Consider the following 14,802-nt stretch of genomic DNA (forward strand, 5'->3'; position numbering starts at 1 on the left):
AATAGAGGATGCAGTTAAAACAATTTCACTAAACCAAAAACTAAACTACCTATTCACTACTGCACACTAAAAGTATTTACAGAGAGCGAAGAAATTGTTCATCTTCTCGGGTTAGCAACCCTTTGGCTCTAGCCGATTCAATTAAGTCCGGCCTTAACCTCAACGTCAGCTCCAAAGACTTCTGCCGACGCCAATCCGCTATTTTAGCGTGATGTCCGCCTAAAAGCACGTCCGGAACGGATAAATTTTCATATATTTCAGGGCGGGTGTAGTGCGGATAGTCCAAAAGGCCGTTCATAAAGCTATCCTGGGTGGCTGATTCGCCATCTCCAAGCGCCCCTGGGATAAGTCTAATAACCGCATCCATCACAGCCATAGCAGGGATTTCACCCCCAGAGACCACAAAATCGCCAATAGAAAGCTGTAAATCGACGTTTCGGTCCACAAAACGCTGGTCTACAGCCTCATATCGACCACAAATGAAGCTTAAATTGCCGTAATTGAGGATATCTGTCGCTATCTTCTGAGAAAATCGCTCACCTTGGGGTGCTAACAAGCAGATTGGACCGCTTTTGATTCCGGCTGCCTCATGGGATGCCTTGATTCCGGCAACGGTATCTTCCAATGGCTTCGCCATCATGACCATTCCTGGACCGCCGCCATAGGCGCGATCATCTACCGTTTTACGAGGGTCAGAACAAAAATCTCGAGGGTTCCACAAATGGACACTAGTCAAAGATTGTTCGCATGCGCGCCCAGTAATACCCCACTGCGTTAAAGCAGAGAACATTTCTGGAAATAAGGTCACAACATCAAAGCGCATATCTATCTCGAATTATCTTTGAGCTTTATTGCCAGTCAGATTGCCAGTCAAGCGTAATCACTTTATTTGGCAGATCGACGTTTTGCACCACCTCTTTTACAAATGGCACCAAATATTTGATTGTCTTTGTTAGTACATCGCCAATTGCGATCACACCATGCGCACCATTCTCAGTGACATCAATCACTTCACCAAGAACTTCATTTTGCAAGTTGATGGCGTTACATCCAATGAGGTCCACCCAGTAATAGGAATCGCTCTCGACCTTTGGAAAGGCATCGCGTGCAACCAATATTCTGGCGCCTTTTAATGCAAGCGCTTGATCGCGATCGCTAACACCATCAAGCGCCATCACCACATTGCCACTGTGCATCTTGGCACTCTTTACTTTGTATTGCGTCAATGAGGCCTGCTCTACAGACGCAGAGACGCCAGCATCCCTACGCGGGATCAGAGATAACCAAACGAATTTAGAAGAAAGAAGTGCTACAGGTTCTGAAGAGTGAGGTCTAACCTTCACTTGACCCTGTAAACCTTGTGCCTCAGATATGGCACCAAGTTCAATCAAATCATTTGGGGAAGGTGCGCTCATTTGTAAGACACCTTATTTTCCCAAAATAGAACTACTAGAAATTCTGTCACTAAAAGCTTCATCACATCGATGAAGCTTTTAGCAATCGAATATTAAACAGCTGGATTGTTTTTAATCAAACGCACTACTGTTGGAGAGATTTGCGCACCAACACCAGTCCAATAAGTCAAACGGTCTTGAGCAATACGCATTGCTTGCTCAGTTGCCGCTGCTTGTGGGTTGAAATAACCAATACGCTCGATAAAGTTCGAGTCACGACGGTTGCGCTTATCAGTAGCAACGATACTGTAAAAAGGGCGCTTCTTAGAACCGCCGCGTGCCAGTCGAATGACGACCATACTTATTCCTTAAAATCTAAAATGAAAACAGGTTGATTACAACCCAATGAAATTTCTACAAAAAATCTTGGGCTCCAGCTCACCAAATACAGACACGGTGGAGCGGAAAACCTCATATTCTAGACGAAAACCCCTACTTCTTCCACCTATTTAAGCAGACTAGCCAGTAGAATAGAATGCGGCTTTATACAAAAAGTATATTAAAAACAATAACTTAGACAAATATGATCCTTAAATCAAGCATTTCAGCTACATTCAGAAGCCGTTTAAATAGGCTATTTCTGGTGCTTTCTTGCTCGGGTCTCTGTCTGCTAACTGGCTGCGCTAACGTGATTCCACCTTGTGGCGCCAAAATCAGCCCGCCCAGCAGCGAGCTTAAAAATACCAAATGGGAGCTTACCCGCTGGAACTTACCGCCAAATAACAATGGCGAGGTTCGCGCTCGCCAGATCCCCCAAGGTGAAGCTAGCAACCCCATTCAAATCATTTTTGATGCCAATGGACAGCGCCTTAGCGGTTCAACAGGATGCAATCGCTTTACAGCATCGATCGATGAAGATGCGCGTGGTTTTACTCTCAAGCAAATTGCCAGCACCAAAATGGCCTGTAGTCCACAGCGCATGGAATTAGAAAATGATTTTCTCTATCAGCTAAATGACTATCGCAGTATTGTGCGTAACGGCGACCAGCTACTCATGATTGGCACTGATCGCGAAGTATTAAGCTTCACCCAAAAACTCAATAAATAAACATCAGCAAATTCACAGAAATACTTATGAAAAAATCCAAACTCCTATTTTGCGCACTCGGATTACTTCTTCCCGGAAGCGGCCTCAACTGCTTTTATCTGCAAGGGCTTAAATCCTTTTGGGCATGGGTTCAGTTGTTTGCCCTAATTGGTGGCGCAGCTGGTTGGGTTATTTTAAAAGGCGCGCATTTTCATTCTGCACCCGGCTGGATCCTTGTAACTTTTGGCTTTATTGCGATTGAAGCAAGCTGGCTAACAACGATTGCTTTTGGACTTCGCTTAGATGAAAAATGGGATGCTCAATTTAATCCCGGCATTGAAGATCATCGTCGCACTCGCTCTGGCTGGCTAGAAATTCTGACGGTAATTTTCTCATTAGTGTTGGGTGCTGGTGTGATGATGACTTTTTTAGCAGTCTCATTTGAGCAATTCTTTATCTCCCAAATCCATGAAGCAAAAAAGCTATCCCAGTAATTGCAGATAGCTTTTCTTTAGTAAGAGCCGCTCTTTTGAGCGGTTTTTTCTTTAGAACTGCTCTACTTCCAACGCATTGGTAGAATGGCCACTTTCCACAATTGATGTAGCGAGCGCCTGAGCCTGAGGCATCAGATTCTCCGCAAAGAAACGTGCAGTAGCAATCTTGGCATCATAGAAACTTGGGTCGCCATCACGCAAACGCTCAGCTGCTAAAAGTGCTCTAGCCATTTGCCAACCACCCAACACTAAACCAGATAAGCGCAGGTAGGCAAAGCTGCCAGCATAGACCGCTTTGATATCCGTCTTAGCATTTGCCACGATATAAGCTACAGCTTGTTCAAATGCAGCACGAGCTAGGGTAAGTTGCTTGAGCACTGCTTTAGCATCAGCTGAACCACTAGCAGCTAAATCTTTTTCAGTAGCATCAATTCTTTGCGAGAGCTCTTTTGCAATGGCACCGCCATCGCGCACTGTTTTTCTGCCAATTAAATCATTTGCCTGAATAGCAGTAGTACCCTCGTAAATCGTCAGGATGCGAGCATCGCGATAGTGCTGTGCAGCACCGGTCTCTTCAATAAAACCCATACCGCCATGCACTTGCACGCCTAAGCTTGCAACCTCAATGGACATCTCTGTAGAAAAGCCTTTAACGATCGGCACTAGGAATTCATAAATGGCTTGATTGGCTTTGCGCACCGCTTCATCAGATGCTGCATGTTGGGCATCATATGCAGAAGCAGCATAGTAAGCCAGGGCACGTGAAGCTTCTGTGTAGGCGCGCATTGTCATCAGCATGCGTTTCACATCCGGCTGATGAATAATCGCTACAGGACCTGGAGAACCTGCTAAGTCACGGCTTTGAACACGGTCTTTAGCATATTGAACTGCCTTTTGATAAGCGCGCTCTGCAACGGCAACACCTTGCATGCCTACTGCAAAGCGTGCAGCATTCATCATTACAAACATATATTTAAGACCGCGGTTTTCTTCACCAACCAAGTACCCAATTGCACCGCCATGGTCGCCAAATTGCAATACTGCTGTTGGGCTAGCCTTAATACCAAGCTTGTGCTCAATGGAAACACACTGCACATCATTGCGCTCGCCTAATGAACCATCAGCATTCACCAAGAACTTAGGCACTACAAATAAAGAAATTCCTTTTACACCTTCAGGCGCATCAGGCGTTCTTGCCAACACCAAATGGACAATATTCTTGGCCATATCGTGTTCGCCATAGGTGATATAAATCTTGGTCCCAAAAACCTTATAAGTACCATCACCTTCAGGAACAGCACGAGCTCGCACCATCGATAAATCAGAGCCTGCTTGCGGCTCGGTTAAGCACATTGAGCCAGTCCACTCACCAGAAATCATATTCGGCACAAAACGCTCTTGAAGCTCTGGGCCGGCAGCCGTCAGGAGCGCTTCAATCGCACCATCCGTCAACATTGGACACAGCGCAAACGATAGACTAGCTGAGTGAACCATCTCAAAGCACGCAGTAGCTATTAGTTTAGGCAGACCTTGACCGCCAAACTCTGCAGGATGCACAACACCTTGCCAACCTGCTGCGCCAAACTGTTCAAATGCCTCTTTAAATCCCTTGGTAGTACTGACAACACCATCTTTTAAAGAACTGGGGTTTTGATCTCCAGCCCAATTCAGAGGCGCCACTACATCTTGATTGAACTTAGCAGACTCTTCCAAAATGGCGGGGGCTAAATCTACATCTGCGCCTGCTTCCGCATAAGAGGGGTAGGCAACAACATCCGATAGCCCAGCTAGTTCATTCATTACAAACAACATGTCTTTCACTGGGGCTACGTATGGCATTACAACTCCTCTTGATTCAAATTGAATACTTCAAATGATTGGTTAGCATTACTGCTATCTACTTATCCCAAAGCTTTTGTTAATTCAGGAACCGCAGTATTTAAATCCGCAACCAAACCATAGTCTGCAACACCAAAAATTGGTGCCTCTGGATCTTTATTAATTGCTACGATCACTTTGGAGTCCTTCATACCAGCCAAATGCTGGATGGCGCCTGAAATACCAACAGCGATGTATAGCTGTGGAGCCACAATCTTGCCAGTCTGACCCACTTGATAGTCATTCGGAACGTAACCAGCATCTACTGCAGCGCGTGATGCACCTAAAGCAGCGCCGAGCTTATCGGCTAACGGTGTAATGAGCTCTTGATACTTCTCTCCAGAACCTAAGCCACGACCACCAGATACGATGATTTTGGCAGCAGTCAATTCAGGACGATCTGATTTGGTTAATTCGCGACCAACAAAAGCTGATTGATCTTTACTTTCAGCGACGGCAGCTTTTTCTACAGCAGCAGAACCGCCAGTTGCGGCCACGGGATCAAAGCCAGTGGTACGCACAGTAATCACTTTGATTGGATCAGCGGATTGCACGGTGGCAATCGCATTACCTGCATAAATTGGGCGCTCAAAAGTATCGGCCGAGACCACTTTAGTAATATCAGATAGCTGAGCTACATCCAACTTGGCGGCAACGCGTGGCAAGACATTCTTACCGTTAGCTGTTGCTGGAGCCAAGATATGACTATAGCCGTTCGCAATCGAGAGAATTTGCGCAGCCAAGGGTTCAGCTAATTGATCGGCCAAATTGGCAGCATCCATTTGAATCACTTTGCGTACACCAGCAATTTGAGCTGCTGCAGATGCGGCTGCGTCAGCGCCACTTCCTGCAACGAGCACATCCACCTCTGGTGAGCACTGCAAAGCAGCCGCTACCGCATTGAGGGTTGCAGCCTTTAAAGATTGATTGTCGTGTTCAGCAATAACAAGTGCGGCCATTTAGATCACCTTCGCTTCATTTTTGAGTTTTTCTACCAAGGCTGCCACATCAGCAACCATTACACCTGCGCTACGCTTAGGTGGCTCTTCAACTTTGATTGTTTTCAGACGTGGGGCAATATCAACGCCCAAATCTTCTGGTTTCACAATATCAATGGTCTTTTTCTTGGCCTTCATAATATTTGGCAAAGTCACATAACGTGGCTCATTCAAGCGCAAGTCAGTCGTTATCACTGCAGGCAATGTCAGCGCAATCGTCTCTAAACCACCATCGACTTCACGCGTCACTGTAGCCTTGCCATCCGCAATAACCACTTTAGATGCAAAGGTTGCTTGTGGAATATCCATCAGGCTTGCCAACATCTGACCAGTTTGATTGCTATCGTCATCAATCGCTTGTTTGCCAAGAATAATGATTTGCGCCTGTTCTTTATCAGAGAGCGCCTTCAGAATCTTTGCCACTGCCAAAGGCTGTAAGTCAGCATCAGGAGCAGTTTCAACCAAGATGGCGCGATCAGCGCCAATAGCCAAAGCAGTGCGTAGTGTTTCTTGGCATTGGGTTGCGCCAGCAGTCACTACTACCACCTCTGTCGCTACACCGGCTTCTTTAAGGCGTACCGCTTCTTCAACCGCAATCTCATCAAATGGATTCATACTCATTTTGACGTTGGCTAAATCCACACCAGAGTTATCTGATTTCACCCGAATTTTGACGTTGTAATCAACAACGCGCTTTACAGCTACTAAGATTTTCATTTGGAATTCTCAATAATGGTTAACGATCTATTTTATCCGCCCTGAAGAGCAATCTCTAGACATCAATAGCGGTGGCAGATCCAGCCTGCTTGCGCAACTCAAACTTCTGAATCTTGCCGGTCGAAGTCTTAGGCAGCTCGCAGAACACAATCGCTCTGGGAACCTTGAAGCCAGCTAAATGCTGCTTGCAATGTGCAATGATTTCTTCTGGGGTTACCTCTGAACCCGGCTTAATTTCCAAGAAGGCACAAGGAGTTTCACCCCACTTTGGATCGGGTTTAGCAACAACAGCAGCTGCATTCACTGCAGGGTGGCGATAGAGAACATCCTCTACCTCAACAGAAGAAATATTCTCTCCACCAGAAATGATGATGTCTTTGCTACGGTCTTTCATCTTGACGTAGCCATCAGGATTCATCACAGCTAAGTCGCCTGAGTGGAACCAGCCACCTGCAAATGCTTCTTGAGTGGCTTTCTCATTCTTCAGGTAACCCTTCATGGCGATGTTTCCCTTGAACATAATTTCACCCATAGTTTCACCATCAGCTGGAACTGGTTTCATCGTTTCTGGATCTAGCACTGCAATTGCTTGTTGCATGTGATAGCGAACACCTTGACGAGCATTCAAACGAGCACGCTCACCGATATCCAAATCATCCCACTCGTCTTGCTTGACGCACACTGACGCCGGGCCATAAACCTCAGTCAAGCCATATACGTGAGTTAAATCAAAACCTAATTTTTCCATGCCTTCAATAATGGATGCAGGCGGTGCAGCGCCTGCTATCAAGCCTTTAACGCCCGCAGGAACACCAGCCTTCAACTCATCAGGCGCATTGACCAAGAGGTTATGGACAATAGGAGCCGCGCAATAATGAGTGACACCATACTCTTTAATAGCCGCAAAAATATGCTGAGCATCAACCCGACGCAAGCATACGTTCACACCAGCTCGAGCAGCAATCGTCCATGGGAAGCACCAGCCATTGCAGTGGAACATTGGCAATGTCCACAGGTACACGGGATGCTTATTGATATCCCAGTCCAACACATTTGAAACGGCGTTGATTGCAGCGCCACGATGGTGATACACAACCCCTTTAGGGTTACCAGTAGTACCAGAGGTGTAGTTCAAGCAAATCGCTTGCCACTCATCGGCGGGCACTTGCCATGCAAAACTTGGGTCGCCTTCAGAAAGAAATTTTTCATAAGTCAGCTTGCCCAACTTCTCACCAGGAACATCAAACTCTTTTTCTTCTACATCGATTACCAATAATTCACGCCCTGATTCTTTCTTGGCAATCTCCAAAGCCTTCTTCATTACAGCTGAAAACTCCGGATCAACGATGACTACTTTTGCTTCACCATGATTGAGCATAAAAGCAATTGATTCTGCATCCAAACGGGTGTTGAGGGCATTTAACACTGCACCTGCCATCGGAATACCAAAGTGAGCCTCCACCATTGGCGGGGTATTGGGCAACATCACCGCAACTGTATCGCCCAAACCAATGCCGTGTTTTTGCAAAGCGCTAGCTAAGCGACGGCAACGCTCGTACGTTTGCTGCCAAGTCTGGCGTAGCTTGCCATGAATAACGGCTGTTTTATTAGGATAAATCTCAGCTGAACGCTCTAAAAATAGAAGCGGAGTAATTGGGGTGTAATTGGCTGGATTGCGATCCAAACCTTGTTCATAAATATTTGCCATCTTCAGCTTTCGATTTCGTTTTACCAAATTACAGTTACTGCGTTAAATATCCGCTAATGCCTTAACGTGAGCCACAACACTTCGTCCCAATGCAGAGAGGTTATAACCTCCCTCTAGACAACTCACAATGCGACCTTGCGCATAGTCATTTGCAATTTCTTTTAAGCGCTTGGTGATCCAAGCATAGTCATCCTCGACTAAACCCATCTGACCAAGATCATCTTCGCGATGAGCATCAAAGCCGGCTGAAATAATAATGAGCTCGGGCTCAAAGTTACGCAAAGCGGGTAACCATCTCTCCTCGACAATCGAGCGGACTACATCACCACGAGTAGAGGCTGGCAAAGGCACATTCACCATATTGTTAGCATGATCAAGGCCGCTGTATGGATAAAAAGGGTGCTGGAAAAAGCTGCACATCAAGACATTAGGGTCATTGAAAAAAGCGGCTTCCGTACCATTGCCGTGATGCACATCAAAGTCAATAATGGCTACACGCTCAATGCCATAGGTTTCCATGGCATATCTTGCGGCAATGGCAACGTTATCAAATAAACAAAATCCCATCGAGCGAGTTGGCTCTGCATGATGTCCTGGCGGCCGTACTGCACAAAAGACATTCTCAACTTCACCCTTCATTACGGCATCTACTCCAGCAATAGCAGCACCAGCGGCTCTTAGCGCCACTCTGTAAGTATGAGGATTCATGATGGTGTCGCCATCGAGCATGAAGTAGCCGCTCTCGGGAGCGCGATCCCGCACAAAAGAAACGTGATCAGGGCTGTGTACTAATTCAAGTTGATCTTCAGTTGCTAATGGCGCATCCAAGTGATGCAGCAGGCGATCGACGCCACTACGGATCAATTGGTCATTAATCGCCTGAATTCGTTCTGGACACTCTGGATGATGGCTTCCCATCTCATGTTTCAGAAAGTCTGGATGAGTTATGTATCCTGTTGTCATTACTCAAAATCCTTAATCACAAATTTATAATTTTTATAATCCGATAAAACGTGTTCAATATTCGAAAATCCAATACCTTCAGCATGAATCTTCGTATCCCCTTATTACTTGTGACTCTTGCGCTAGCGGCGTGTTCCAGCACCCCCACGCAGCCCACGCAATCTCAACAACCCATCGTAAACCAGACTGAAGATGCAGCCACAGAGGCGCGTTTTAGCCAGAACCTCAACGAACTACTCGGACAAGTCTCACAAACCCAAGAAATACCGCTTCCAGCCTTAGAAATGGGCTTTCTTGATGTTAAATCGATTCCCTCGATTCGAAAACTGGTATTACCCCCATCGGGAACGTTTAAGAAAAATTGGTTGGCATACCGGAAACGCTTTATTGAGCCAGTCCGACTCAAGGCTGGCAGGGCATTTTGGGATCAAAACCAGGCCTTTTTGAGCCAAGTTGAACAAGACTCAGGGGTTCCTGCCGAAATTATTGTGGCCATTATTGGGATCGAAACCATCTATGGACGCCAAACTGGCAACTTTAGGGTTAAAGACGTGCTCTCCACTCTAGCCTTTAGCTACCCAGAGACCCCTAACAAACCAGCGCGTGAACAGCTCTTTAAGGACCAACTCAAAGAACTCATTTTGCTGTGCTGGACTGAGGCAGGTGGCAAGCTGCCATCCAAGAATAGTAGCCAAGGCATCAATAGTGCAATTTTTAGCTCCTGCTTAAATCAAAACAGTTCTTATGCCGGTGCCATTGGCCTGCCGCAGTTTATGCCCGGAAGTATCCGTAGTTTTGCGGTAGATGGCGATGGAGATGGGCGGATTGATCTTAAAAATAGCCCGAAGGATGCCATTGCTAGCGTTGCTAGTTTTATGAAAAAACATGGCTGGCAACCAGGTATGCCGATTTCATTCCCAGTTCAAGCCAATGGCATTGAAACCGCCAAACAATTGGCTGATGGTGAGCCGCAATTGAAATTCACCGTTCAAGATCTGATTGATAAAGGCATCTTAACCAAACAACAAGGCGACCTACAAAGTGGTGGTGTAGAGCCTCAAAGCAAAGCCTTCATTATTGATTTGCCCTACCCTGATAAAGATGGCGCTGATCAAGTGCAATATTTTGTTGGCTTAAATAATTTTCTGACGATTGTTCAGTACAACCGCAGTTACTTTTACGCGCAAAGTGTTGCCGAATTTGCTGAAGCCCTTGGATACAAGAATCAAAGTGTTGTGCCGGTAGAGAGCCCAAGTAAAAATGGAGGAGCTAAAGCGGCTACTGATAAATCCAAATCTAAGAAATCAAGCCAAAAGAAAAAGGCTAAATCAACTTAAGCAGGAAAAACTCCGGTAGATAGGTAGCGGTCACCACGGTCGCAGACAATAAAGACGATCGTGGCATTTTCAACTTGACGCGCAATGCGCAAGGCAACAACGAGAGCGCCGCCAGCAGAGATGCCGCAGAAGATACCTTCCTCAACAGCCAAACGACGCGCCATCTCCTCGGCATCGGCTTGAGATACGTATTCGATAAGATCAACCTTATCGCCTTGATAGATCTTAGGTAAATACTCAGGAGCCCATTTACGAATTCCCGGAATTTGTGATCCATCCTCAGGTTGTGCTCCGATAATCTGAATCGCAGGATTCATAGACTTCAGGTAAGTCGACACTCCGGTAATAGTGCCCGTGGTTCCCATTGCAGAAACAAAGTGGGTAACCTGCCCATCAGTATCTCGCCAAATTTCTGGGCCAGTAGTTTCAATATGCGCCCTTGGATTATCTGGATTAGCAAACTGATCGAGCAATCTCCCTCGACCCTCTCGTTGTAATTGCAGCGCGTAATCCCTAGCAAACTCCATACCACCGGAAGCTGCCGTCAAAATAAGTTCCGCACCATAAGCAGCCATACTTTGACGTCGTTCAATGCTTTGATTTTCTGGCATAACTAAAATCATTTTGTAGCCAAGCATCGCCGCAGTCATTGCAAGCGCAATGCCTGTATTACCACTAGTTGCTTCAATTAAAGTGTCGCCGGGTTTAATTTCACCGCGCTCTTGTGCACGAGAAATCATCGACAGCGCAGGTCGGTCCTTCACCGACCCCGCTGGATTATTGCCCTCCAACTTACCCAGAATCACATTATTGCGATTCTCATTTTCCAGACCAGGAATGCGCTGTAAACGAACCAGTGGCGTATTGCCCACTGTCTGTGAAATAGTAAGGTAGGAAGGTTTGCTCATAAGGCCATTTTAGCCACAAGCTGCCTTACACGCGATAGGGCTTAATTTCTGCGACCTGCTCCCGCACGCTCCGGCTGATTGCGACTACCAGCTTGATTACGTGAATTGCGCCTACTAGAAGCCCCGCCTTCCTTTTTGGTGCGGCCATTGGGTTCACGAAAAGAGCTAGGGGCTTCAATAGTAAGGCCGTTATCCACCATTTTTTCTACGGACTTCATACCAATACCCCGAACACGCTTTTGCAAATCATTGGCATCCTGAAAATGTCCACCGTCTAAACGTTCAGCAATAATCGTTTTTGCTTTAGATGGGCCAATGCCTTTGATACTTTCCAGCTCAGACTGGGTTGCGGTGTTCACATTAATCGGTGAAGCATGACTCACGCCCGCGCTTGAGGTCAAGACAGTCAATGCCACCGCTACAGCCCTAATAAAACCTTGTACTTTCTCTAATTTTAAATATTGAGTCATTTTTTCTCCTCTAGAAAATAAAAAAATCCACGGACACAAAGTGCACGTGGATCATTCACAACGACTCAGAATGACAGGAGTTGACTAGCTTCTTGAGCGGTCAAACTAATCAGTAACTACTGATGGAACCCTTATCTATTGGCTCAAAATAAATTGGGCGGCCCGTTTAATGAACTCAGGCTCAGTCTGGTTAAAACCATGATAAGCAAAGGACTCGCAAACGTTCCCATCGCTGGCACCACCCTCAATAATCTCTAGACGTGAAATAGTATTTTTAGGCCTAGATGAAATAATATTTTCAGAAGCAGATGGTGGAGTGCCTGCACACTGATCGTTAATATGATGAATTGCCAATACCGGAAATTTCACATCATCATTCAAACTGGCAGTTCTAACAGTTCCAGCAATAATGATCCCAGAGAGTGAATTGGTTTTGACTTGATTTGCGAAATAGGTAGCTGTTGACGTACCCATACTGTGACCAAATATCCAAACGGGGAGATTAAATTTTTTCTTATAAAACTCAACCACTTCACTTACCCTTGCAAGGTGATCCGACCGATCGCGGCGGTCACCTCTTCTAAGGTCACCCAGATCATAGGGACTATCCACTAATACAGCATTAATTTGATATTGCGCCCACAAATCCATCGAACGTACAAAAGTATGTTTACTTCTAACTGTTCCATTCTCATAAATAACTGGCATGCCGCCGCCGCCAGGAAAGAGAAGGACTACTGCACGTGGTTTTGGAACGCCAATCAATAATGTTCTTGTCGGAGCCTCATTAAGATGAGGTAGATCGATAACCTGCGAAAAAACTGCAGTACTGACAAGATAAAAGAAAAGGGTTGCGAGGAGTCTGTTCATAGCCAGAACCCTCCGAATATTAGAGTGGATTAGCCAAGAAACCGGAATTGGCTTCCAACCACTCGATATATCTTCCTACACCCTGCTCCACATTTAGGAAGGGCTCTGAGTAACCGGCAGCTCTGAGTTTTGTTAGGTCGGCTTGTGTAAAGCACTGATATTTGCCTTTGAGCGCATCCGGAAATGACATGTACTCAATCGCTTTTTCCTTAACAAGCTCTTGTAAAGATGCTGGCGCCGCTTTATCGAGCTTACGCATTGCATTAGCAACTGCATGAGCAACATCATTAAATGGCTGCGCACGACCACTGCCCAAATTAAAGATGCCACTGATTTCTGGATGATCTAGGAAAAATAGGTTGACCTTCACCACATCTTCAACAGATACAAAGTCGCGACTTTGCTCACCAGGACCATAACCACCATACTCACCAAATAGCTTCACATGCCCATTGGCTTTGTACTGATGGTATTGATGAAATGCAACGGATGCCATGCGACCTTTGTGAGACTCGCGCGGACCATATACGTTGAAGTATCTAAAACCAACCACTTGAGCTGTATTAGCCTTCTCAGCAAAGCGCTTACGCATCACTTGATCAAATAAAAACTTAGAGTAGCCATAGATGTTTAGCGGCTTCTCATGCTCACGGCTTTCTACAAAGACGTCAGAACCACCATAGGTTGCAGCCGAAGAAGCATAAAGCAACTGTACTTTTTGCTCGGTGCAGATATCCAGTAAATCCATCGTATAGCGATAGTTGTTCGCCATCATGAAAATACCGTCTGTCTCCATGGTGTCGGAGCAAGCGCCTTCATGGAAGACCGCTTTAACTTTGCCAAAGCGACCGCTTCTGAATGCCTCTAGAAATTCGTCTTTATCGAGGTAATCAATGATGTCTAAGTCCGCCAGATTGCGATACTTATCAGCAGGACGCAGATCGTCAACAGCAATGATATTTTTCTCACCACGCGCATTAAGCGCTTGAACTAAGTTTGCGCCAATGAAACCAGCAGCGCCAGTTACGATAATAGTCACTGTAATTCCTCTGAAGTAACGGTTGCAGTACCTAGCTTACCAACTACGATGCTACCCGCACGGTTTGCAAGAGCCATCGCTCTCTCTAATGGCCACTTAGCAGCCAAAGCAACAGCCAAGGTCGCAATCACAGTATCGCCAGCACCCGACACATCAAATACTTCACGCGCCTGGGCCTTTACATGACTCACGCCTGCATCGGTGTACAAGCTCATCCCCTCTTCGGAACGGGTCAAAAGTAGCGCTTGTAAGTCGAGAGACTTTCTGAGGGCTTGAGCTTTCTTAGTTAACTCTTCTTCGCTAGTCCAGCTGCCAACCACCTGGCGCAACTCGCTACGATTTGGTGTTAATACGGTGGCACCACGATACTTTTCGTAGTCTTCACCTTTAGGGTCCACCAAAATCATTTTGTTTTGTGCTCTAGCTTGCTCAATCATATGAGCCACTTGACCCAAAGCGCCTTTGCCGTAATCAGACAGAATGACGACATCCGCATCACCAACCAGCTTTTCAAAACGCTCTAGCTTATGTGCAAGCGCTTTTGCGCTTGGAGTTTCTTCAAAATCAAGGCGAATGAGTTGTTGCTGACGCGCAATGACACGCAGCTTCACAATCGTAGGTACATCAGCATCAATCTCCAGCTGACTATCTACTCCGCCTGCTTTTAATAATTCAGCCACGCGTTTTCCGGGCTCATCATTACCAACAATACCTAAAATAGTTACTTTCGCATCTAGGGCTGCTACATTTCGAGCTACGTTAGCTGCACCACCTAGTCGCTCATCAATCTTACCCACCTGCACAACCGGCACGGGAGCCTCTGGAGAGATGCGATTAGTATCGCCAAACCAATAACGATCAAGCATCACATCACCTACAACTAGTAGACGGGCTTTAGAGAACTGCTCTCGATTAGCTTTTTCCATTTGAATACTTTAT

Annotated in this window: 16 protein-coding genes; 3 read left to right on the plus strand and 13 right to left on the minus strand. The window is 46.1% G+C overall.

The window, feature by feature from the left end:
* Positions 1-76: 76 nt before the first annotated feature.
* From trmD to rpsP, 3 genes are all read right to left on the minus strand, one after another.
* On the minus strand, positions 77-823 hold the full coding sequence (gene trmD / locus ICN19_RS05750; protein WP_216246179.1) for a tRNA (guanosine(37)-N1)-methyltransferase TrmD: 747 nt from the start codon (positions 821-823) through the stop codon (positions 77-79).
* 25 nt (positions 824-848) lie between these two features.
* Complete coding sequence (gene rimM / locus ICN19_RS05755) at positions 849-1,415, minus strand: ribosome maturation factor RimM (protein ID WP_216246180.1); 567 nt, start codon at positions 1,413-1,415, stop codon at positions 849-851.
* Positions 1,416-1,507: 92 nt separating this feature from the next.
* Positions 1,508-1,753 carry a 30S ribosomal protein S16 gene (gene rpsP / locus ICN19_RS05760; RefSeq protein ID WP_011902362.1) on the minus strand — a complete coding sequence of 82 codons (246 nt, stop codon included), beginning with the start codon at positions 1,751-1,753 and terminating at the stop codon, positions 1,508-1,510.
* Positions 1,754-2,037: 284 nt separating this feature from the next.
* Between rpsP and ICN19_RS05765 the strand changes: the two genes are divergently transcribed.
* Together ICN19_RS05765 and ICN19_RS05770 are read left to right on the plus strand one after the other, a co-directional pair.
* Positions 2,038-2,502: an META domain-containing protein gene (locus ICN19_RS05765; protein WP_370625149.1), complete on the plus strand. Its 465-nt coding sequence runs from the start codon at positions 2,038-2,040 to the stop codon at positions 2,500-2,502.
* 26 nt (positions 2,503-2,528) lie between these two features.
* Entirely contained in the window at positions 2,529-2,975 is a 447-nt protein-coding gene (locus ICN19_RS05770; protein WP_216246182.1) for a hypothetical protein, read from the plus strand.
* Positions 2,976-3,026: 51 nt separating this feature from the next.
* Here ICN19_RS05770 and ICN19_RS05775 read toward each other — a convergent pair whose 3' ends face one another.
* The 5 genes from ICN19_RS05775 to ICN19_RS05795 all read right to left on the minus strand — a co-directional run bounded on the left by ICN19_RS05775 (position 3,027) and on the right by ICN19_RS05795 (position 9,239).
* A complete protein-coding gene (locus ICN19_RS05775; RefSeq protein ID WP_216246183.1) occupies positions 3,027-4,814 on the minus strand; it encodes an acyl-CoA dehydrogenase in 1,788 nt (595 codons plus the stop codon).
* Between the two features lie 62 nt (positions 4,815-4,876).
* Positions 4,877-5,812 carry an electron transfer flavoprotein subunit alpha/FixB family protein gene (locus ICN19_RS05780; protein WP_216246184.1) on the minus strand — a complete coding sequence of 312 codons (936 nt, stop codon included), beginning with the start codon at positions 5,810-5,812 and terminating at the stop codon, positions 4,877-4,879.
* Complete coding sequence (locus ICN19_RS05785; RefSeq protein ID WP_216246185.1) at positions 5,813-6,568, minus strand: electron transfer flavoprotein subunit beta/FixA family protein; 756 nt, start codon at positions 6,566-6,568, stop codon at positions 5,813-5,815.
* Between the two features lie 55 nt (positions 6,569-6,623).
* Positions 6,624-8,276: an acyl-CoA synthetase gene (locus ICN19_RS05790; protein WP_216246186.1), complete on the minus strand. Its 1,653-nt coding sequence runs from the start codon at positions 8,274-8,276 to the stop codon at positions 6,624-6,626.
* Positions 8,277-8,318: 42 nt separating this feature from the next.
* Entirely contained in the window at positions 8,319-9,239 is a 921-nt protein-coding gene (locus tag ICN19_RS05795; protein WP_216246187.1) for a histone deacetylase family protein, read from the minus strand.
* A gap of 83 nt (positions 9,240-9,322) precedes the next feature.
* Between ICN19_RS05795 and ICN19_RS05800 the strand changes: the two genes are divergently transcribed.
* Positions 9,323-10,576: a lytic transglycosylase domain-containing protein gene (locus ICN19_RS05800; protein WP_216246188.1), complete on the plus strand. Its 1,254-nt coding sequence runs from the start codon at positions 9,323-9,325 to the stop codon at positions 10,574-10,576.
* Here ICN19_RS05800 and cysM read toward each other — a convergent pair.
* The 5 genes from cysM to rfaE1 all read right to left on the minus strand — a co-directional run bounded on the left by cysM (position 10,573) and on the right by rfaE1 (position 14,789).
* Positions 10,573-11,484, minus strand: coding sequence for a cysteine synthase CysM (gene cysM / locus ICN19_RS05805; RefSeq protein WP_216186269.1), 912 nt, complete (start codon positions 11,482-11,484; stop codon positions 10,573-10,575). The genes ICN19_RS05800 and cysM overlap by 4 nt on opposite strands.
* Positions 11,485-11,525: 41 nt before the next feature.
* The gene (locus ICN19_RS05810) at positions 11,526-11,954 is read right to left on the minus strand and encodes a helix-hairpin-helix domain-containing protein (RefSeq protein WP_216246189.1); all 429 of its coding nucleotides are present in this window, start codon (positions 11,952-11,954) and stop codon (positions 11,526-11,528) included.
* A 135-nt stretch (positions 11,955-12,089) separates the two neighbouring features.
* On the minus strand, positions 12,090-12,824 hold the full coding sequence (locus tag ICN19_RS05815) for a hypothetical protein (RefSeq protein ID WP_216246190.1): 735 nt from the start codon (positions 12,822-12,824) through the stop codon (positions 12,090-12,092).
* A gap of 19 nt (positions 12,825-12,843) precedes the next feature.
* A complete protein-coding gene (rfaD, locus tag ICN19_RS05820) occupies positions 12,844-13,863 on the minus strand; it encodes an ADP-glyceromanno-heptose 6-epimerase (protein WP_216246191.1) in 1,020 nt (339 codons plus the stop codon).
* Complete coding sequence (gene rfaE1 / locus ICN19_RS05825) at positions 13,860-14,789, minus strand: D-glycero-beta-D-manno-heptose-7-phosphate kinase (RefSeq protein WP_216246192.1); 930 nt, start codon at positions 14,787-14,789, stop codon at positions 13,860-13,862. Before rfaE1 ends, rfaD begins: the two co-directional genes overlap by 4 nt.
* Positions 14,790-14,802: the final 13 nt, after the last annotated feature.

The organism is Polynucleobacter sp. AP-Capit-er-40B-B4 (genome assembly GCF_018882245.1).
In the GTDB taxonomy this organism is placed as follows: domain Bacteria; phylum Pseudomonadota; class Gammaproteobacteria; order Burkholderiales; family Burkholderiaceae; genus Polynucleobacter.